This is a genomic window from Nocardioides sp. T2.26MG-1 (genome assembly GCF_950101795.1).
GTDB lineage: Bacteria > Actinomycetota > Actinomycetes > Propionibacteriales > Nocardioidaceae > Nocardioides.
Genome location: NZ_CATNLZ010000006.1, coordinates 18,827 through 38,914, shown reverse-complemented (window position 1 = coordinate 38,914; position 20,088 = coordinate 18,827). Strand labels below are relative to the sequence as shown.

At 73.1% G+C, this 20,088-nt stretch carries 14 protein-coding genes; 6 read left to right on the top strand and 8 right to left on the bottom strand.

The genetic code is table 11. From position 1 onward, the window contains the following. Nucleotides 1–189: 189 nt before the first annotated feature. Nucleotides 190–2,100, bottom strand: a complete 1,911-nt coding sequence (locus QQZ14_RS07560; RefSeq protein WP_284533629.1) for a M4 family metallopeptidase — start codon at nt 2,098–2,100, stop codon at nt 190–192. 244 nt (nt 2,101–2,344) lie between these two features. Then, on the bottom strand, nt 2,345–5,074 hold the full coding sequence (locus QQZ14_RS07555; protein ID WP_284533628.1) for a helix-turn-helix transcriptional regulator: 2,730 nt from the start codon (nt 5,072–5,074) through the stop codon (nt 2,345–2,347). 119 nt (nt 5,075–5,193) lie between these two features. Between QQZ14_RS07555 and QQZ14_RS07550 the strand changes: the two genes are divergently transcribed. Next, on the top strand, nt 5,194–7,299 hold the full coding sequence (locus tag QQZ14_RS07550; protein ID WP_284533627.1) for an elongation factor G-like protein EF-G2: 2,106 nt from the start codon (nt 5,194–5,196) through the stop codon (nt 7,297–7,299). Between the two features lie 103 nt (nt 7,300–7,402). Here the strand turns inward: QQZ14_RS07550 and QQZ14_RS07545 are convergent, their stop codons facing one another. Beyond that, nucleotides 7,403–9,289 carry a penicillin-binding transpeptidase domain-containing protein gene (locus QQZ14_RS07545; protein WP_284533626.1) on the bottom strand — a complete coding sequence of 629 codons (1,887 nt, stop codon included), beginning with the start codon at nt 9,287–9,289 and terminating at the stop codon, nt 7,403–7,405. A 10-nt stretch (nt 9,290–9,299) separates the two neighbouring features. Continuing rightward, nucleotides 9,300–9,680 (bottom strand): MerR family transcriptional regulator, encoded by a 381-nt coding sequence (locus tag QQZ14_RS07540; RefSeq protein WP_284533625.1) that lies wholly within the window; start codon nt 9,678–9,680, stop codon nt 9,300–9,302. A gap of 73 nt (nt 9,681–9,753) precedes the next feature. On the opposite strand from QQZ14_RS07540, the gene QQZ14_RS07535 reads away from it, so the two are divergent. Next, nucleotides 9,754–10,635 (top strand): NAD(P)/FAD-dependent oxidoreductase, encoded by an 882-nt coding sequence (locus tag QQZ14_RS07535; protein WP_284533624.1) that lies wholly within the window; start codon nt 9,754–9,756, stop codon nt 10,633–10,635. A gap of 6 nt (nt 10,636–10,641) precedes the next feature. Here the strand turns inward: QQZ14_RS07535 and QQZ14_RS07530 are convergent, their stop codons facing one another. The 4 genes from QQZ14_RS07530 to QQZ14_RS07515 form a co-directional block, all read right to left on the bottom strand. Continuing rightward, nucleotides 10,642–12,366: a DEAD/DEAH box helicase gene (locus QQZ14_RS07530; protein WP_284533622.1), complete on the bottom strand. Its 1,725-nt coding sequence runs from the start codon at nt 12,364–12,366 to the stop codon at nt 10,642–10,644. Nucleotides 12,367–12,483: 117 nt separating this feature from the next. Further along, nucleotides 12,484–14,589, bottom strand: a complete 2,106-nt coding sequence (locus QQZ14_RS07525) for a phosphocholine-specific phospholipase C (protein ID WP_284533620.1) — start codon at nt 14,587–14,589, stop codon at nt 12,484–12,486. Nucleotides 14,590–14,670: 81 nt separating this feature from the next. Beyond that, nucleotides 14,671–16,503: a glutamine--fructose-6-phosphate transaminase (isomerizing) gene (gene glmS, locus QQZ14_RS07520; protein ID WP_284533619.1), complete on the bottom strand. Its 1,833-nt coding sequence runs from the start codon at nt 16,501–16,503 to the stop codon at nt 14,671–14,673. Nucleotides 16,504–16,517: 14 nt separating this feature from the next. Continuing rightward, entirely contained in the window at nt 16,518–16,787 is a 270-nt protein-coding gene (locus QQZ14_RS07515; RefSeq protein WP_284533618.1) for a hypothetical protein, read from the bottom strand. Between the two features lie 278 nt (nt 16,788–17,065). Between QQZ14_RS07515 and QQZ14_RS07510 the strand changes: the two genes are divergently transcribed. The 4 genes from QQZ14_RS07510 (at nt 17,066) to QQZ14_RS07495 (ending at nt 20,088) form a co-directional block, all read left to right on the top strand. Further along, nucleotides 17,066–17,218, top strand: a complete 153-nt coding sequence (locus QQZ14_RS07510) for a hypothetical protein (RefSeq protein WP_284533617.1) — start codon at nt 17,066–17,068, stop codon at nt 17,216–17,218. 145 nt (nt 17,219–17,363) lie between these two features. Continuing rightward, a complete protein-coding gene (locus QQZ14_RS07505; protein WP_284533616.1) occupies nt 17,364–17,954 on the top strand; it encodes a YceI family protein in 591 nt (196 codons plus the stop codon). A gap of 150 nt (nt 17,955–18,104) precedes the next feature. Then, nucleotides 18,105–19,073 carry an LLM class flavin-dependent oxidoreductase gene (locus QQZ14_RS07500; RefSeq protein ID WP_284533615.1) on the top strand — a complete coding sequence of 323 codons (969 nt, stop codon included), beginning with the start codon at nt 18,105–18,107 and terminating at the stop codon, nt 19,071–19,073. Between the two features lie 79 nt (nt 19,074–19,152). Then, nucleotides 19,153–20,088 carry an SDR family NAD(P)-dependent oxidoreductase gene (locus QQZ14_RS07495; protein WP_284533614.1) on the top strand — a complete coding sequence of 312 codons (936 nt, stop codon included), beginning with the start codon at nt 19,153–19,155 and terminating at the stop codon, nt 20,086–20,088.

Sequence of the window (20,088 nt, the reverse complement as noted above, 5' to 3'; positions counted from 1 at the left end):
TGCCACCCTGGGTTCGTCGACTTCGGAGGGAGCACTTCGTGATGTCGGCAAGAACCCCTTGCTGACCCCATGCAGCGAGGGGTTCACCCTTTGTACGCCGGCCCGGGGCACCCCCTCGCAACGCGGCCGAACGGACAAAGGGGCGGGGGCCTCGGCATCGCCGAGGCCCCCGCGCATGTCCGGCCTCTGTCAGGGGGTGTCGTACTTCAGCGTGAACGAGCCGGAGCCCGAGTACGCGTACACGTCCCACCGATAGGTGCCGGCCGTGGCCGAGTAGGCGATCGACTCGGTCGAGGTGGAGCTCTCGCTCGCCGCGACGTCGACCCAGCTGCCGCTGCTGTTCTTCTTCTGCAGGTACAGGTCGAGGTCCGTGCCGCTCGGCCCGGTCAGGCAGCCGTTGATGGCGCCCGAGGTGGTGACCGAGAAGCCGGTCGACGAGGGCTTGTACGTCGAGTAGCCCGAGCTCGCGGTCCCGGTCGCGGTCACCTCGGTGCAGGTGCCGCCGCCACCGCCGCCCGACCCGCAGGTCGGCTCACCGGACTGGGCCGGGACCGAGACGGCGTCCCAGGCCGACTTCACCCGGTTGAACGTCGTGCAGTCGGTGCTGCCGTACAGGTTCTTCGTCGCGGTCAGCGACGCGACCCGCGCCTTGCCGTGGGTCCAGTACGTCGTCTTCATCAACAGCGCGTTGTAGAAGATCTTGCCCGCGGTCTGGATGCCGACGCCGGTGACCGTGGACCCGTTGCAGGTCGGTGAGGCCGGGGAGCCGTTCGAGCCCTGGGAGAGCAGGTAGAACCAGTGGTTGAGCGGGCCAGCGGCCGCGTGCACCTCGGTGTTCTTGATGCTGGAGGACCAGCAGTTCGGGTCGCCGACCAGGCTCGGGTTGTACATGTAGCGGATCGGGCCGTTGCCGACCAGGTCGGCCTCCTCGCCGACCATGAAGTCGGCCGGGTCGTTGGGGTTGGCGGCGTACGCCTCGGTGAGCGCACCGAAGATGTCGCCGGTGGCCTCGTTCATGCCGCCGGTCTCGTTGTCGCCGGTCGAGGCGCCCGGGGTGGTCTCGAACACGCCGTGGCCCTGCTCGTGGGCGACGATGTCGATCGCCGTGAGCTGACGGGCGTTGTCCTGGCTGTGCCCGAAGTTGACCTTGGTGCCGTCGAAGTAGGCGTTGACGTCCGCGAGCCCGACTCGCGCCGGGTACGTCGAGCCGTTGCCCTTGACGCCGCTGCGCCCGAGCCAGGACGACAGCATGTCGACCTCCTTGTCGACGCTGTAGAGCACGTCGACGCACGCGGTCTCGAGGTTGGTCCCCGAGCCGTTGCCCCACACGTCGTCCGAGCCGGTGTAGATGGTGCCGGCCTGGTTGGCGCAGGAGACTCCGGAGCGGCTCGCGTCGGACATGCGGTACGTCGAGCCGCTCAGCGAGGTGCCGATCGTGACGCCGGGGTAGTAGTAGCCGTTGCCGCTGCCGTCGACCACCCGGTCCCAGCTGCCCAGCACCGTGCCGGTGCGCGCGTCGGTGTAGACGGTGAGCTTGGTCGGCCGGTTCTTCGTGGTGCCGGTGACGAGCGTGGACCACGCGAGCCGGGGAGCGTGCCGGGCGAGCACCACGAGCTCGGGCTTGGACGTGCCGCTGACCGTCCCGACCAGACCGCGGGCCCGGCGCTGGGCGGCGGCCGCACTGACCCGCGGCGTCACCGAACGCAGCCCGATGACCTGGCGCTGGGTGGCGCTGCGGCCGGTGACCTTGCCGGTGCGGTCGACGGCGAGCACGAAGTCGCCGCCGACGACCGGGAGGCCGCGGTAGGTGCGGTCGTAGGCGACGTACTGGGTGCCGTCGGTGGCGGCGGTGGTGCCGACCCGCTGGAAGGCGTCGTGGCGGCTCGCCTTGAAGGCGCCTCGGTGGTCGACGACGTAGTCGGCCGCGACCCGATTCGCCTGCCGCTTGTCGGCGTGCGGAGCGGTGTGGGCCGGGGTGGCGGCCGTGGTGGAGGTGTGGGAGGGGGCCTGGGCCGCGATCGACGACGGCACCTGGGCCAGGGCGAGGACGCCCGAGACCGAGGCCGCCAGAGCCGCTCCGAGCAGCGTTCTGGTTCTCATGTGGGTGGTGCTCCCTTGTGGATGTGGGGGATGGGAGCCCGCCGTCCCGGTGGTGCCGGCGCGTGGCGAGTGAGAGCAACGTAGGAACCCCCCGGGGGTAGGGGTAGCGGGGAAACCCTTGTCGGACCCCCGCAGCCCGCAGCCCGCAGCCCACGCACTTACCGCAACCACACCGTCGGACGACCCACGCAAGTCGCACCCGCGGCCGGCGTGGCGGGGCGGAGCCCCGACACGCCAGACGCGGCTACTCGGCGGGTCCGGGGACCAGCAGCGTCGCGAGCTGGGTGCGCGAGCGCACGTCGAGCTTGCGGTAGATCCGGGTGAGGGTGGCCTCGACCGTCTTCACGCTGAGGTAGAGGCGCTCGGCGATCTGGCGGTTGCTGGCGCCCTGGCAGACCAGCCGGGCGATCCGGGCCTCGGTCTCGGTGAGCCGCGACAGCAGCGGGTCGTCGGTCGCGGCGACCGGCCCCGGCGCGAGCTCGGCGCGGACCTGGTCGAGCCACGACCGGGCGTGGATCTCGGCGAAGCAGGCCTCCGCCGCGGCCAGCGCGGCCCGGGAGGCGGCGGCCCGCCGGCTGCGGCGCTCCACGTGGCCACGGGTCAGCAGCGCCCGGCCCAGGTCGAGGCGCATGCCGAGGTCGGCGCACACCTTCGCGGACCGGTCCAGCAGCACCAGGGCGCCGTCGACGTCGCCACGGGCGGCGAGCACCTCCGCCTCGGCCCGGTCGAGCTGGGCTCCGACCCCGTCGGTGCCGGCCCGGCCGTCGAGGGCCCGGCGGGCGTCCGCCACCAGTCGCTCCGCCTCGGTCACCGACCCCAGCGCGACCAGCGCCGAGACCAGCTCGGGCTGCCAGCGGTTGACGGTCGGGTCGCTGATCGCGTGACTCGCCTCGATGTCGCGGATCCGGCTGAGCACGGTGCTCGCCGCGAGCGCGTCGCCGCTGCGCAGGTGGGCCTGGCCGAGCAGCAGCAGGTGCCGCTGTTGGTAGCGGGTGTCGCCCCGCTCCTCCGCCGCGAGGGCACCCCGCTGGGCCAGCCGGCGGGCCGTGGCGAGGTCGCCGCCGGCGAGCTCGGCGAGGGCGGCGATGAACCACCCGGTGTGGGGATCGAGGCCGAACTCCTCGCCGACCTCCGCCGCGCGGGCGGCGTACGCGAGCGCCTCCCGGCAGCGGCCGAGCCGGGTGCCGACCTCGACCAGGCAGCGCAGCACGTGCACCTGGTCCATGCCCGCGCCGCGCTCCACCTGCGCGAGCATCGACAGGAACGCCGTCCACGCCTCCTCGAGCCGGTCGTCGTAGAACGCGAAGCGGGCCTCGAGGTACGCCGCGGACACGTGCGTCATGCCCGGCGGGGCCGGCTCGGATGCCGGGGCCAACGCCAGCGCCGCCGCCAGGTGCTCCTCGTGACGGCCGTTGCCGGTCCACCGGGAGGCGACGGCCAGCGTCGTCAGGGCCGCGGCCTCCCCCGCACGGTCGCCCGCGCGGCGGAGCAGGCCGGCGGCCCGCTCGGCACAGCGTGCCGCTTCGGCGGGGCGGGACTCCATCAGCGCCACCCGCGCCCGCTGGAGCAGCACCATCGCCACGAGCCGGTCGTCGTCGCCGGCGTCGGCGAGCGCGGCCGCGAGGACCTCGTCCATCGCGGCGATCCCGGAGCCCGCCAGCTCCAGCAGGGCCAGCCGCACCCGCACCATCTGGGCCGGGGTCGCCGCGAGCTCGAGCAGGTCGCCGAGCGCCCGGTGGACCAGCTCGATGTGGTTGCCGGGCGCGCCGGTCTCGACGGCGGTCGCGAGCCACTCCGTCCGCTCGGTGGCGAGCTCGGCCGGGGAGCGGTCCGCGGCGAGGAGGTAGAGCTCGGTGGCCAGCTCGCGGCCGCCGGCGGCGGCCGCCTCGCGGGCCATCACGCCGAGATCGCGGGCGAGGTCGGCGTGCGGTCGCGGATCCGCGAGCGCCCGGTGCCGGATCCGCTCAGCGGCGCTCGGCGCGGCGTCGGCGAGGGCGCGGTGCAGCTCGGCGCGGCGTACGGCGGGGGTCGCGTCGGCGATCACCCGGCGCAGCACGGGCGGGGTGAACCGCACCGCCTCCTCGGGCCGCGCGACCAGCCCCGCCGCGGCGGCGGCGCGCACGTCGTCGTCGGCGCCGATCCGGCCCGCGCGCTCGAGCTGGCGCACGGTGGGCCGGTGCAGCAGCGCCGCACAGGCCAGGGTCTCGCGGACCTCGTCGCCCTGCGCGAGGAAGCGGGCCCGGAGCACCCGCTCGATGCTCGCCGGCAGCGGCGTGGGGCGCCCCAGCAGCGTGGGATGCGCCCCGATCGCGCCGCACAGCGCGAGGGCGACGGACGGGAGGCCCCCGGACTCGGCGTACACGCGCTGCGCGAGGTGGGCGGGCAGTCCGTGCCGGCCGAGCAGGTCGATGGTGTCGCCGACGTCCAGCGGCGGGACCTCGAGACGGTGCAGGTCGGGGATCGCGGGGGTGCCGGCGTCCGGGCCGACGGTGGCGACCAGGCCGACCCGGCCGGGGAGCCGGCGGCGGGCGTACCCGATCACGCACGCGGAGTCGGCGTCGAGCCACTGCGCGTCGTCGAGCAGCAGTAGGACCGGGCGGCGGGCGGAGAGCTCCTCGAGGAGGGACCGGAACTCCGCGCACAGCACCGAGCGCAGGGCGTCGGTCGCGAGGCCGCCGGCCAGCCGCTCGGCGGGCCGCGTGGACGGGGTGCCGGGCGACCCGCGCAGCTCGGGCGGGAGCTGGTCGAGGAGGTCCTGGAGCGCCGTGAACGGCAGCGACCGCTCGGTCGGGGTGGCGGCGGCCCGGAGCACCAGCCCCCCTGGGCCCGGCCCGGACCGGGCCTCGTTCTCGAGGGCGTCGAGGAGGGCGCTCTTGCCGATGCCGGTCGGCCCGTGGAGGGCGATCGGAAGGCCCCGCCCGAGGAGGACCCGAACCTCCGAGAGCAGGGTGAGACGACCCACCACCCGAGACATGGAGCCTCCAGGGTAGGCGACGCAAACCGTGACCAACAGCCCTTGTGCCCGGGACCGATGAGGGGTTTTGTCGGAGCACGGAGGTCCCATCAGCGAGACCCGTGGCAGCAGGAGTGGTCATGGCAGACAAGGGCGGTACGAACCGGAGAGCATCGGGACAGGATCTGGCGGCGAGCAGCCCGGACCGGATCCGCAACGTGGTGCTGGTAGGACCCGCCGGGTCCGGCAAGACCACCCTCGCGGAGACTCTGCTCGCCGCCTCAGGCGCGATACCCCGCGCCGGCTCCGTCCGCGACGGGACCACCGTCTGTGACCACGAGGAGTCCGAGCACGCCCACGGGCGCACGAACTCCCTCAGTGTCGCCCCGCTCGTCCACGAGGGCGTGAAGGTCAACCTCGTCGACACCCCCGGCTACGCCGACTTCGTCGGCGAGCTGCGCGCCGGCCTCCGAGCCGCCGACTGCGCCCTGTTCGTGATCGCCGCCAACGACGGCGTCGACGACTCGACCCGCGCCCTGTGGCGCGAGTGCGCGGCCGTCGGCATGCCGCGCGCGGTGGTCGTCACCAAGCTCGACCAGGCACGCGCCGACTACGACGGCGTGCTGCGCCAGGCCCAGGACGCCTTCGGCGAGCGGGTGATGCCGCTCTACGTGCCCGTGCGGAGCGGTGCGGAGGTCACTGCGCTCACCGGCCTGCTGTCGCCGAGCGCCGAGGCCGAGGCCACCGGGCTGCGCGGCGACCTGATCGAGGCGGTGATCGAGGAGTCCGAGGACGAGACGCTCATGGACCGCTACGTCGGCGGCGAGGAGATCGACGAGAAGGTGCTCATCGAGGACCTCGAGCGGGCCGTCGCCCGGGCGACGTTCTTCCCGGTCGTCCCCGTCTGCTCGATGACCGGCGTCGGCTGCGCCGAGCTGCTCGACCTCGCGGTCCGGGCGTTCCCGTCGCCGGCCGAGCACCCCTCCCCCGACGTCTTCCTGCCGTCGGGCGCCACGGCCGACCCGATCACCTGCGACCCGGACGGACCGCTGGTCGCCGAGGTCGTGAAGACGACCAGCGACCCGTATGTCGGGCGGCTCAGCGTGGTGCGGGTGTTCTCGGGGACGCTCGAGCCCGACCAGACCGTGCACGTCTCGGGGCACTTCACGTCGTTCTTCGGGGACGGCGCCGGGCACGCCGACCACGACGAGGACGAGCGCGTCGGCAACCTCGGGCACGCCTTCGGCAAGCAGCAGTTCCCCACCGAGCGGGTCGTCGCGGGCGACCTGTGCGCCGTCGGCCGGCTCTCCCGCGCCGAGACCGGCGACACGCTGTCCGCGGCCGACCAGCCGCGGGTGCTGCGGCCGTGGTCGATGCCCGAGCCGCTGCTGCCGATCGCGATCGTGGCGCGCAGCAAGGCCGACGAGGACAAGCTCTCCCAGGCCCTGTCGCGGCTCGCGGCGGAGGACCCGTCGCTGCGGATCGAGAACAACGCCGAGACCCACCAGCTGGTGCTGTGGTGCATGGGTGAGTCCCACGCGGAGGTCACCCTCGAGCGGCTCAGCGAGCGCTACGCGGTGCACGTCGACCAGGTGCCGTTCGTGGTGTCGCTGCGCGAGACGTTCGCCGGCAAGGCCGCCGGGCTCGGCCGGCACGTCAAGCAGTCCGGTGGCCACGGGCAGTACGCCGTGTGCCAGATCGAGGTCGAGCCGCTGCCGGAGGGCGGTGGCTTCGAGTTCCTCGACAAGGTGGTCGGCGGCGCCGTACCCCGCCAGTTCATCCCGAGCGTCGAGAAGGGCGTCCGGGCCCAGATGGAGCGCGGGGTGCGCCACGGCTACCCGGTCGTGGACCTGCGGGTGACGCTGCTCGACGGCAAGGCGCACGCGGTCGACTCCTCGGACATGGCCTTCCAGATGGCCGGGGCGCTCGCGCTGCGCGAGGCGGCCGCGGCCACCACGGTGACCATGCTCGAGCCGTACGACACCGTCACGGTCGTCATCCCCGACGACCTGGTCGGCAGCGTGATGAGCGACCTGTCGGCACGGCGGGCGCGGCTGCTCGGCACCGACAAGGTCGGGGAGGACCGCACCCAGGTGCTGGCCGAGGTGCCGCAGACCGAGCTGGTCCGTTACGCCGTCGACCTGCGCTCGGCCACCCACGGCGCCGGGGTCTTCACCCGCACGTTCGCGCACTACGAGCCGATGCCCGAGGAGGTCGCGCGCAACGTGACGACCCGGGAGGTCTGACCGGCGCCTCCACCGGACTGGTCGGCTGGTCCTTGCGCTTGTCGGCTGTTGCAACGGCCGACAAGCGCAAGGATCCCCGGTGTACCGGGGATCCTCCGCCGACCTAGCGCGCGGCGCGCAGGAACGCCTCGAGGATCGGGCCGGCGGTGCCGGAGCCGGAGGAGCCGAGGTCGACGAACACGGCCACGGCCAGGTCGCCTTGCGCCGCGATCATCCAGGCGTGGGTGAGCAGCTTGCCGCCGCGCTCGAACTCGGCCGTGCCGGTCTTGGCGATCACCGGCGGGCCGGGGACGTCGAGCAGGACGCGGCCGCTGCCGGAGGTGACGACCGCGCGCAGCATCGACCGCAGCGCCGCGGTCTCGCGGCCGGTCAGCGGCTCGGCCTCGTCGGGCACCGACACGTCCACGGACCTCACGAGCCGCGGCACCACGGTGTGACCGGCCTGCACCGACGCGATCACGGTGGCCATCGCCATCGGCGACGCGAGGATCTTGCCCTGGCCGATCAGGTCCGCCGCCGCCTCGGTCTCCGACGCCGGGGGCTCGACGCTGCCGAAGTAGGCCGGGAAGCCGAGGTCGTGGTCGATACCGAGGCCCAGCGAGGCGGCCGCCGCGGCAAGGTCGCCGTCTCCCAGCTTGCCGCGCTGGGAGATCACGGCGGTGTTGCACGAGTTGGCGATCGCGGTGCGCAGCGGGATGTTGCCGAGCGCGCCGGCCGGGTAGTCGTCGTAGTTCTCGAAGCGCTTGCCGTCGACCACGATCGCCGTTGTGCACGGCACCACGGTCTCGGGCGCGAGTCCGGCGCGCAGCAGCGCCAGGCTGCTCACGCTCTTGAACGTCGAGCCCGGGGCGAGCTGCCCGAAGGTCGCCGTGTTGTACCCGTCGTTGCCGGGGCCGTTGGCCGCGGCCACGATCGCCCCCGTGGAGGGCCGGATCGCCACGAGCGCGCTGGCCGGGCGGACCGACGAGAGAGCATCCTCGGCCGCCAGCTGCAGTCGCTCGTCGAGGGTGAGCTTCAACGGCTCGCCCTGCCGCGCGTCGACCCGGAACAGCTCGCGCTCCCGGCCGTCGGAGGCCACCGCGTCCACGGCCGCACCGTCGGTGCCCTGGAGCTGCTCGTCGTACCTCGCCTGCAGTCCGGAGAGCCCGGCCTGGTCGCCGGGCTGGTAGCGGTCGGGGTCCTTCTCGACCATCTCGGCGGTCACGTCGCCCACGGTGCCGAGGATCGGCGCGGCGAAGTCGCGGGTCGGCGCGAGCGGGACGTCGTCGGGGACGGCCAGCGCTCCCGGGATCGCCTGGTAGCCCCGTGCCACGGCGACCGGCACGTCGTCCTTGCGGAACACGATCGCCTCGACGAACGCCTTCTCGCCGGCGGCCTCGACCTGCTTGGCGTACGGCGCCGCGTCGACGTCCACCAGCTGCGCGAGCCGGCGGGCGGACCTGCCGGCCCGCGCCGCCGGCACCTGCGAGCGGTCGATGCCGAAGCGCACGACCGGCCGGTCCGTCACGAGCGCGACCCCGTCGGCGCCGAGCACCGGCCCGCGCCCGCCTCCGATCGGGGTCACGTCGAGGACCGTCCCGGGCCGCAGGCTCGGCTCGACGACCTCGCGCGACCAGGTGACCTGCCACTCGTCGTCGGCGAGCGTCAGCGGTGCCTGCGTGGTGTAGGTCCACTCCTCACCGGCGATCGGCCAGGTCCAGGTCAGGGTCGCGGCCTTGTCGGTCGTGTCACCGGCGGTCACGGCCGGGGTCAGGTCGCCCATGCCCTCGACGACCTTGGCGTACTCGGCCGCCACGTCCTCCGGCGTCTCGTCGGTGAACGCGACGTCGCCGAAGTCGCCCGAGACGAGCGCCGCGGCCAGCGCGGTGGCGGCCTCGTCCGGGTCGGGGTCGGGGTGTGTCACCTTGTCGGCCGCGTCGCACGCGGCGAGCGCGGTGCTCGCGATCGCGAGCGCGGCGGTGGCGAGGGACAGTCGGCGGCCGAGACGCATGGTGTCGGTTCTACCAGTCGGCACCGACCACATCACCCACGATGTCGTCGACCGCGGCCTTGAACCGGGGGCAGGTCGCGATGTCGTGCGCTCGGCACTGCAGCGCGTGCTCGGTCATCGCCCGGGAGCGCCGCATCTCCTCCATCCGGCGGTCCAGGTCGGCGATGTGCGCCTCCAGGACGCGGTGCCGGTCGACCGCCTCGGCGTCGAGCAGCACGTGCACCTGGTCGAGGGTCATCCCGGCGGCCTTGCTCCGCTGGATGACCGCGATCCGCACCAGGTCGTCGCGGGAGTACCGCCGCCGGCCGGCCGCGTCGCGACCCGGCCGCAGCAGGCCCACGTCCTCCCAGTGGCGCAGGACGTGGGTCTCTAGGCCCACACGCGAGGCCATCTCACCGATCGACAAGGAACCACTTGACTTCATGTCAACATGAAGTCACATGCTCGTGTGCATGGCAAATGACATGAACGAATCCACGTACGACGTGATCGTCCTCGGGGGCGGACCGGCCGGCCTGCAGGCGGCGCTGACGCTGGGCCGGGTGCACCGGCGGGTGCTGCTGCTCGACTCGCAGTCCTACCGCAACGACCCGGCGACGCACCTCCACAACTTCCTCACCCACGACGGCACCCCACCCTCCGAGCTACGTGCGGCCGCTCGCGCGGAGCTGGCGGCCTACGCGACCGTCGCCGTCCGGGACCTGCCGGCGACCGCGGTCCGAGCAGTGGGCACCGGGTTCCACGTGGACGCGGGCGGCGAGGCCATCTCGGCGCGCGGCCTCGTGCTCGCAACCGGGCTGCGCGACCTCCTGCCCGACAAGCCAGGCCTGGCCGAGCTGTTCGGCGACGTCGCCGTCCACTGCCCGTTCTGCCACGGCCACGAGCTGGCAGGCCGGCCCGTCGCGATCCTCGGCGCAGGTCCGCGGGCGGCCCATCTCGTCGGCCTGATCGCCCCGATCGCGTCCCGCATCACCGTGCTGACCGACGGTGCCCCCGACGACGTACCTGCAGGCGTCGACGTACGCCGGGAGCCGGTGACCGGACTGTGCCGCACGGCCGCCGGCGCCCGGGTCTCGTTCGACGGTGGTCCCGACGAGGAGGTCGCCGGGGTCTTCGTGTCGACCGAGCTCTCCCAGGCGGCACCGTTCGCTGAGCAGCTCGGGCTCACGATGCTGCCGTCGGGATGCGTCGAGGTGGACGCGATGGGGCGCACCAGCCTCGCGGGCGTGCACGCCGCCGGCGACCTCGCGCACCAGGCGTCCCTACCCGGGCCGCTCGCCTCGGTGCTCAGCGCGGCGGCCGCCGGCCAGGTCGCCGCGGGCTCGCTCGCGGCATACCTGGGCTGATCCAGATCAGTCCTTGTGCCGCGGCTTGCGCGCCGGCGGACCGCCGCCGTCGCGGGTGAGCTCGATGAGCTTGCCCGAGATGCGCGTCGACTGCAGCTTGTCCCACGTGCCCGGGGGCAGGTCGGCGGGCAGCTCCACCAGCGAGTGGTCGGCGCGGATGTCGATGTGCCCGAAGTCCTGGCGCGACAGCCCGCCCTCGTTGGCGATCGCGCCGACGATCTGGCGGGGCTCGACCTTGTGCCGCTTGCCGACCGAGATGCGGTACGACGCCATCGGGACGTCGGTGCGGCCGCGCGGCCGGCGCTCCCCGCGCTCGGGGCGGGCGCCCCGGTCGGGACGGTCGGTGCGTGCGGGTCGGTCGTCGCGGGGCTGCCGGACCTCGTCCCTCGGGTCCAGCAGCAGCGGCGTGTCCCCCTGGGCGACCACGGCCAGCGCCGCGGCGACGTCGGCCTCGGGCACGTCGTGCTCGCGCACGTAGTGCTGGACGATGTCGCGGAACCGCTCGATGCGCTCGGCGTTGGCGAGCGCCTCGGTGATCGCGTCGTCGAACCGCGACAGGCGGGTGACGTTGACGTCCTCGACGGTCGGCAGCTGCATCAGCGTGAGCGGCTGGCGGGTCGCCTTCTCGATGTGCTTGAGCAGGTAGCGCTCGCGCGGGGTCACGAACGAGATCGCGTCGCCCTTGCGGCCGGCGCGGCCGGTGCGGCCGATCCGGTGGACGTAGGACTCGGTGTCGGTGGGGATGTCGTAGTTGACGACGTGGCTGATCCGCTCGACGTCCAGGCCGCGCGCGGCGACGTCGGTGGCGACCAGGATGTCGAGCTTGCCGGACTTGAGCTGGTTGACCGTGCGCTCGCGCTGGGTCTGCTGCACGTCGCCGTTGATCGCCATCGCGGAGAAGCCGCGGGCCCGGAGCTTCTCGGCGAGCGTCTCGGTCTCGTTCTTGGTGCGGACGAACACGATCATGCCCTCGAAGTTCTCGACCTCGAGGATGCGCGTGAGCGCGTCGACCTTCTGGGGGTAGGACACCATCAGGTAGCGCTGGGTGGTGTTGGCCGACGTCGTCGTCTTGTTCTTGACGGTGATCTCGGCCGGGTCCTTGAGGTACTTCTTCGAGATCCGGCGGATCTGCGAGGGCATCGTCGCCGAGAACAGCGCGACGTTCTTGTCGTCGGGGGTGTCGGCGAGGATCGTCTCGACGTCCTCGGCGAAGCCCATGTTGAGCATCTCGTCGGCCTCGTCGAGCACCAGGAAGCGCAGGTGCGAGAGGTCGAGGGTGCCCTTCTCCAGGTGGTCCATGATGCGGCCCGGCGTGCCCACCACGATGTGCACGCCGCGGCGCAGCGCGCTGAGCTGCACGCCGTAGCCCTGACCGCCGTAGACCGGCAGCACGTGGACGCCCTTGATCCGTCCGGCGTAGCGCTCGAACGCCTCGCAGACCTGCAGCGCGAGCTCACGCGTGGGGGCCAGCACCAGCGCTTGGGGGGTCTTCTGCGACAGGTCGAGTCGCGACAGGATCGGCAGCGCGAACGCCGCGGTCTTGCCGGTGCCGGTCTGCGCGAGGCCGACGACGTCGCGGCCCGCCAGCAGCGGTGGGATCGTCGCGGCCTGGATCGCCGACGGCGTCTCGTAGCCCACGTCGGCCAGCACCTTCAGCACCGGCTCGCTGAGCCCGAGGTCGGCGAACGTCACCTCGGGGGTGGTCGTCTCGTCGTTCTCGTCACTGCTCACCCGTCAACGGTAGTGGGTCCGGGCGCGGACGGCTGATTCGTCGTCGCGGTGGGCTGGGTCACCTTCACCTCCGATCACCCGCGATCACCCCGAGGTCACCCCGAGGTCACCCCGCGGTCATGCGGTGACGGTGGTGCGCCCGGTCTCCACCCGCCCGGTCAGCCGGCGCCGGAACGTGTCGTCGCCGGTCGCGGTCACCTCGACGTCGTACCAGCCCTGGTCGGTCGGCCAGGTGATGGCGCGGTGGGCGCCGGCCGGCACCCGCACGGTGCGGCGGTCGCCGGCGTAGCGGCGCGCGGCCACCACCAGCGTCACCTCTTCGCGCCCGGTGTTGACGAGGTCGAGGCCGAGCGTGGCGCGCCGGCGCACGATCGTGGGGCGTACGTCGACCCCGGCCGCCGACCCGGCCGCGGTGCCGACCAGCTCGCACCAGAAGCGGTTCGGACCCTGCACGACCACGTCCCAGTCGACGAGGGCCGGCACGCTGACCAGCTCCCGTGCGGCGGCGTCGACCAGGTGGAAGGTCGGCCGGGCCCCGAGGTCGCCGTACCGGTAGACGGTGAAGGCCGCGGCCCGGTCGCCGGCGTTGCCGAGCACGAGGGAGAGCGCTCCGCGGGCGACGCCACCGGACACCGTCGGCTGGTAGCCCAGCGCCCGGGCCGGACGGCGCCCGGGCTCCTGCGTCGGCATCGCCTGCTCGGCCGGCGGGTCGGGGTGCCAGCGGGTGATCGGTGCGGGGATGGGGTCGGGCTGCTGGGTGCGCGGCGGACGCCCGGCGCGGTCCCAGTCGAAGGCCGACGTCAGGTCCGAGAGCGTCCGGCGCCGCCAGTCGGAGATGTTGGGCTCCCGCACACCAGTCACCCGCTCGAGGAAGCGGAGCGTCGAGGTGTGGTCGGCCAGGGACGAGTCGACGACCCCGCCTACGGTCCAGGGCGAGACGATCGTCATCGGCACCCGCGGACCCGGGCCGACCGGCTGCCCGAGGTACCAGTCGTCGTCGCTGCCCGACGCCGGACGCGGCGCCATCGGGGGCGGGACGTGGTCGAAGAACCCGTCGTTCTCGTCGAAGTTCAGCAGCAGCGCGGTGCGCGACCAGGTGTCGACGTCGGCGGCGAGCACGTCGAGCAGGTCGTGGACGAGATTGGCGCTCCCCACGGGGGTCGAGGCGCCGGGGTGCTCCGACAGCGCCGCCGACGGCACCACCCACACCACGGTCGGCAGGGTCCCGGCGCGGATGTCGCTGCGGATCCGGGTGAGCAGGGTGCCCGGGCGGCTGCGGTACATCGCCCGGTCGAACAGCGACCGCTCGGCGGGGGTCAGCGCATCGCGACCCTTCGCCAGCTGGTCCAGGAGCGCGTCCTGCTCGGCGGCCGGCTTGTCATGGAGCGAGTCGTAGAACTCCTCGGTGGTGCGGTAGGCGCCGTCCACGTGCTGGAGCATCTTGGTGCCGATCGCCTTGAACGGCTTGAAGTACTCCACCGCGTTGTCGGTGAAGTTGTCCCACTCCTGGTAGATCTGCCAGGAGACGCCGGCGGCCTCGAGGCGCTCCGGGTACGTCGTCCAGCCGTAGCCGGCGTGGTCGTAGGAGTAGGCGTCGTTGCCGACCGCACGCCGCACGCCGTCCGGCTCGAGGCCGGTGGTGCCGGTCCACCAGTAGTTGCGGTTGGGGTTCGTCGACCCGAAGACCGAGCAGTGGTAGGCGTCGAGCGTCGTGAACGTCTCCGCGAGCTCGTACTGCAGCGGGATGTCGCGGCGGTCGTAGTAGGTCATCGTCGAGACGGTCTTGGCGGGGACCCAGCGGTCGTACCAGCCGTCCGCCCAGGCCTGGGTGGCGTCCGAGAAGCCGTGCGGCAGGCCGCCGAGGTACTGGATGTCGGTCGCCGGACGGCCGGCGGCGCTCGCCGCGGTCCGCACGGAGTACGGCAGCACGTCGCGCGCGCCGTCGGCCTGGGCGAACACGCTGCCACCGGCCCGCCGGCGCAGCGGGTCGTGGTCGCCGTACCCGCGCACCCCGCGCAGCCGACCGAAGTAGTGGTCGAAGGAACGGTTCTCCTGCATGAGCAGGACGACGTGCTCGACGGCCCGGAGGCCACCGGGCCGCACGGGTGCGGCCATGGCGCGGTGCAGCGAGGCGGGGAGGAGGGAGGAGGCGGTCGCGGCACCGACGGCGGCGGCACCCGCCCCGAGGACCTGGCGGCGGGAGGGGCCCGAGATCTGGTTCACGTCCCCCATCCGACCAAGCGCGCCGAGCGCGCGCGTGAACGCCGGGGATCGAGAGGGCGACCGCCAGCCGTCGCTACACCGTCACTCGACGGTCACCGACTTGGCCAGGTTGCGGGGCTTGTCGATGTCGTGGCCGAGGTGCAGCGCCGCGTGGTAGGCCAGCAGCTGCAGGGGGATCGTCAGCAGGATCGGGTCGAGCTCGCGCTCGTTGCGGGGTACGTCGACCCGCTGGAGGTCCGCGTGAGCCGTGAGGTCACCGAGGTCGACGTCCTCGTGGGTGACCACGACCAGCGGGCCGCCCCGCGCCGCGATCTCGTGCAGCGCACCGACGTTGCGATCGGTCAGCTCGTCCGCGGGCACGATCGCGACGGTCGGCACCTGCTCGCAGATCAGCGCGAGCGGGCCGTGCTTGAGCTCGGAGGTCTGGTAGGCCTCGGCGTGCCGGTAGGAGATCTCCTTGAACTTCTGCGCGCCCTCCCTGGCCACCGGGAAGCCGCGCACCCGGCCGACGAAGAACAGGCTCTCGGCCTCGGCGAGCCGCTTGGCGAGCACCGCGAGCGTGTCCTCCTGGGCGAGCACCTCCTCGATCTGGGCCGGCAGCCGGTCGAGCCCCGCGATCAGCCGGCGCCCGTCGGCGATGGACAGGTCGCGCACCCGGCCGAGCTGCAGGGCGAGCAGCGCGAAGCCCAGGAACATGTTCGTGAGGGCCTTGGTCGAGGCGACCGCGATCTCGGGCCCGGCGTGCAGGTAGATGCCGCCGTCGCACGCGCGGGCGATCGCGCTGCCGACCACGTTGACCAGGCCGACGACGCGGCCGCCCTTGCGGCGGATCTCCTCGACGGCGAGCAGGGTGTCGATGGTCTCGCCCGACTGGCTGACCGCGACGTAGAGCGTGTCCGGCTCGATGACCGGGTTGCGGTAGCGGAACTCGCTGGCCGCCTCCGCGTCCGCTGGGATCCGGGCGAGCTCCTCGACCAGGCCCGCACCCATCTGGCCGACGTAATAGGCCGATCCGCAGCCGAGGATCTTGACCCGCCGGATCGCGCGGGTCTCGCGGGCGTCCATGTTCAGCCCGCCCAGGTGGGCGGTGCCGAAGCGCTCGTCGAGCCGTCCGCGCAGCGCGCGCTCCGCGGCGGCCGGCTGCTCGTGCATCTCCTTGCGCATGAACGACTCGTGCTCGCCGGCGTCGTACGACGACGGGTCGACGTCCAGCTGGACGGCGCTCTTGGCCGTCGAGGTGAGGTCCTGGCGGTAGGTCGTGAACCCGGTGGCGGTGACGCTGGCGATCTCACCGTCGTCGAGGTGCGCGACGGTCGTGGTGTGCCGCACGATCGCGGCGAGGTCGGAGGCGACGAACATCTCCCGGTCGCCGACCCCGATGATCAGCGGGCTGCCGTTGCGGGCCGCGACGATCCGGTCCGGGAAGTCCGCGTGCAGCACCGCGAGGCCGTAGGTCCCCTCGATCGCGGCGAGCGCCTCGCTCACCTTGCCCTCCAGGGTGTCGGCGGTGGAGCGGGCCACCAGGTGCGCGACCACCTCGGAGTCGGTGTCGCTCACCAGCTCGACCCCGTCCTCGGTGAGCCGGTGCCGCAGCGCCGCCGCGTTGTCGATGATCCCGTTGTGCACGATCGAGACCGTCCGCGAGGCGTCGCTGTGCGGGTGCGCGTTGACGTCGTTGGCCGCGCCGTGGGTGGCCCACCGGGTGTGGCCGACGCCGACCTTGCCGCCGAACCGCTTCGGCAGCCCGTCGGCGAGGTCACGCACCCGGCCGGCCCGCTTGGCCACCTTGAGCCCGGACGGGCCGAGGACGGCCACGCCGGCCGAGTCGTAGCCACGGTGCTCGAGCCGGGTCAGGCCCTCCACCAGGATCGGCGCCGCCGGCTGGGCACCGACGTACCCCACGATTCCGCACATGTGCTGCCTTCTCTCTATCCATAGACGATGCGCCGGAGCTGCCGCTCGCTCAGCGCGGGGGCGGCGACCACGCGGCCGTCGAGCTCCGCGGCGAGCCGCGCGAAGATCTCGTCGTTGCGGGCGCCGTAGGTCTTGAGCTGGGCGTGCCGGCGTCGCACGTAGGCCTCGACGGTCTCGGCGTGGAACGCCACCACGTCCTCCACCACCCGCGCGGCCTCCTCGGCCGTCAGGCCGGTGCTCGCGGCGATACGCCCCACCAGGTCGGGATCGGGGATCACGGGCACGCCGTCGATCGTGCGCCCTCAGGCACCTATGAGCAACTTCCTGCCCGGAATCGGGCAGATATTGCGCATCCGTGCCGCCGTGACACCCGCGCGCCGCCCGACGTCGTCCCCACCCGCCCCACCAGTGACACGCGCGAGCGAGGGGTGGAGCGTCAGCGCCACGGCGCGCCGCGACGAACCCCCGGCAGTGGAGCGCCGGAGCCGATTTCCGCGGTTCTGTGACACCTGGGTGGAAGTGGAGTAGCCTAGGTGAACGGAAGGTGAACGAAAGGCATCCGATGAACGACAACATGATGACCAGCAGCCTCGTGCAGACCTGGGTGCCCGTGACCGACGCCCGCGGACAGACCCACCTCGAAGCGCGATGGACCGCCCCGACGCAGACCGGGGTGCCGGCACACGACACGCACCACGCGGCGCACGCAGCCTGAACCACACCTCGACGACCCGCCCGACCCCGTCGGGCGGGTCGTCGGCATTTCTCCAGGAGTTCGCGAGCTGCTGGGAATGAATCGGACCAGGGTCCGGTTACGGTGATCAAAGGTTCAACAACCCGACGACCACCAGGAGCCACCCATGTCCTTCCTCAACCGCAAGTCCACCGAGACCTTCGACGCCCCCACCGCCGCCGTCGAGGACATCTCCGGCGACTACACGATCGACCCGACGCACACCCGCCTCGGCTTCAGCACCCGGCACGCGATGGTCACCACCGTCCGCGGCCAGTTCACCGACTTCGCCGGCACCGCGCACGTCGACACCGCCAACCCGGCCGCGTCCCACGTGCAGCTCACCATCCAGACGGCCAGCATCGACACCGGTGTCGCGGACCGCGACGCCCACCTCCGCTCGGCCGACTTCTTCGACGCCGAGATCAACAAGGAGCTCACCTTCACCTCGACCAAGGTCGAGCGCGACGGGGACGACTGGGTCGTCACCGGCGACCTCACGATCAAGGGCGCGACCCAGCCCGTGACGATCACCTTCGAGCCCACCGGCTCGGCGCGCGACCCGTTCGGCAACCTGCGCATCGGCTTCGAGGGCGGCACCACCATCAACCGCAAGGACTGGGGCCTGACCTGGAACGCCGCGCTCGAGACCGGCGGCGTGCTGGTCTCCGAGAAGGTCAAGCTCGAGTTCGACGTCTCCGCGATCCGCAACGCCTGATCCCCACCACTGGTCTCGACCAGTACTGCTCCTCCTGACGGGGCCGCCGGATAGCCGGCGGCCCCGTCGGCCATCTCCTGGGTGGGTGAACCGTGCGATCGACGTGACGACCGTCTAGAACACGTTCCAGGTCTCTGGTTGGGTGGGCCCATGCCGCCCACGACCCGGTTCGCCACCCGCTACGACTTCCGCGCGCCGGGCGCGGACGCCGAGACGCGGCAGGAGATCTATGCGCGGGCGGTCGAGCAGGCGGCGTACGTCGACCGGCACGGGCAGGACGCGCTGATGGTGTCGGAGCACCACGCCGCGGACGACGGCTACCTGCCCAGCCCGATGCTCGTCGCGTCGGCGTTCGCCGCCGTGACCACGCGGATCCCGATCACGGTCTCGGCGCTGCTGGTCAACCTGTACGAGCCGGTGCGGCTCGCCGAGGACATCGCGGTGCTCGACCACCTCAGCAAGGGCCGGGTCAGCTACACCTTCGGGCTGGGCTACCGCCCGGTCGAGTACGCCCTCCACGGGCGGTCGTGGGAGACCCGCGGGCGCGACGTCGAGGAGCGCATCGGCCGGGTGCTCGAGGCGTGGGCATCGGCCGCGGTCACGCCGGCGCCGTACTCCCGGCCCCACCCGTTCCTCTTCTACGGCGGCGGCTCGCCGGCGGCCGCTCGCCGGGCCGCGCGGCTGGGCCTGAACTTCCAGCCCCAGCACGGGGACCCGGCACTCAAGGCGCTCTACGACGAGACCTGCCAGGCCGCCGGCCGCGAGCCCGGCTTCGTGCTGCAGGCGCCATCTGGTGGACCCGCCAACGTCTTCTGCGCCGAGCGGCCCGAGGAGTTCTGGGAGCGCTACGGCCACCACCTGCTCGCCGACGCGGTCGCCTACCAGGAGTGGCACGGCGAGGCGGGGTCGTACGTCGTCGACCGCTCGCGGACCGTCGAGGAGATGCGGGCGGCCGGGGTGTACGTCGTGCTCACGGCCGACGAGCTGGTCGACCGGTGCCGCTCCGGCGAGATCCGGCTGGTGACCAGCCACCCCGCCTGCGGCGGGCTGCCGGCCGAGCCGTCGTGGGAGAGCCTGCGGCTGGTGTGCGAGACCGTGCTGCCCGCGGTGCGGGGCTGACCACCTCTCCCTGGCCCTGCCGGTCCCAGGACGATCGGACCACTGCCTGCGCGGTGCGGGCCGACAGAGACTGGCCCGCATGACCGAGCACCACTCACCCCGGCCTCCGGCCGACCGCACATGGATCGTCACCGGCCCGACCTCGGGCATCGGCCGGCGAACCGCCCTGGAGCTTGCCGCGCACGGCACCGTCGTCCTCGTCGGGCGCGACCCGGAGCGGCTGGCCGAGCTCGAGCGCGAGATCGGGTCGCTCGGCGGCCGGGCGGTGTCGGTGGTCGCGGACTTCTCCGACCTCGCATCGGTACGGCGGGCCGCCGAGCGGATCGTCGAGCTCGGCCTGCCGCTCGCAGGCCTACTCAACAACGCCGGCGTCTTCCCGCTCGGCCCCCGCACCACCGCGCAGGGCTGGGACCTGGCGTACACGACCAACCATCTCGGCCCGTTCGCGATCACCGAGGCGCTGGTCCCGCACCTGCCCGACGGCGCGCACGTGGTGTTCGTCTGCTCCGGGGTCGAGGACCCCGAGCGCCGGCCGGCCGTCGTCGCCGGCTTCCGGGGGGCGCGCTACCTCTCGGCCGAGGCGAGCGCCCGCGGCGAGTGGGCACCCGGCGGCTCGGCCAAGCCCGGGTACGACGCCTACGCGACCTCCAAGCAGGGCAACCTCGCCACGGTGCTGGCGCTCGCGCGGGAGACGCCCCGGCTGCGCTTCAACGCGGTCGAGCCCGGTTTCACCCCCGGCAGCCGGCTGGGTCGCGACGCCGGTCCCGTCGTCAGCTTCGTGTCGAGGTACGTCCTCTCCCCGATCGCGCCGCTCGTCAGGTACTGGAGCACGCCCGGGCGCGCAGCTCGGGTACTCACCGAGGTGCTGACCTCCGAGTCGGGCGCGACCGGCGTCTACTACGACGAGCGCGGCCGGCCGATGCTCGGCTCGGCGCAGGTGCGCGACCCGGCGTTCAGCGACCGGGTCGTGGCGGAGACGCGCGCGCTGCTGGCAACCGTCGACCACCCGGGATGA

Excerpts from the sequence above, each read along its gene's own strand:
- QQZ14_RS07555 (WP_284533628.1), bottom strand. The coding sequence starts at position 5,074 with ATGTCTCGGGTGGTGGGTCGTCTCACCCTGCTCTCGGAGGTTCGGGTC.
- QQZ14_RS07545 (WP_284533626.1), bottom strand. The coding sequence starts at position 9,289 with ATGCGTCTCGGCCGCCGACTGTCCCTCGCCACCGCCGCGCTCGCGATC.
- QQZ14_RS07540 (WP_284533625.1), bottom strand. The coding sequence starts at position 9,680 with ATGGCCTCGCGTGTGGGCCTAGAGACCCACGTCCTGCGCCACTGGGAG.
- QQZ14_RS07535 (WP_284533624.1), top strand. The coding sequence starts at position 9,754 with ATGAACGAATCCACGTACGACGTGATCGTCCTCGGGGGCGGACCGGCC.
- glmS (WP_284533619.1), bottom strand. The coding sequence starts at position 16,503 with ATGTGCGGAATCGTGGGGTACGTCGGTGCCCAGCCGGCGGCGCCGATC.
- QQZ14_RS07560 (WP_284533629.1), bottom strand. The coding sequence starts at position 2,100 with ATGAGAACCAGAACGCTGCTCGGAGCGGCTCTGGCGGCCTCGGTCTCG.
- QQZ14_RS07510 (WP_284533617.1), top strand. The coding sequence starts at position 17,066 with ATGAACGACAACATGATGACCAGCAGCCTCGTGCAGACCTGGGTGCCC.
- QQZ14_RS07505 (WP_284533616.1), top strand. The coding sequence starts at position 17,364 with ATGTCCTTCCTCAACCGCAAGTCCACCGAGACCTTCGACGCCCCCACC.
- QQZ14_RS07500 (WP_284533615.1), top strand. The coding sequence starts at position 18,105 with ATGCCGCCCACGACCCGGTTCGCCACCCGCTACGACTTCCGCGCGCCG.
- QQZ14_RS07550 (WP_284533627.1), top strand. The coding sequence starts at position 5,194 with ATGGCAGACAAGGGCGGTACGAACCGGAGAGCATCGGGACAGGATCTG.
- QQZ14_RS07495 (WP_284533614.1), top strand. The coding sequence starts at position 19,153 with ATGACCGAGCACCACTCACCCCGGCCTCCGGCCGACCGCACATGGATC.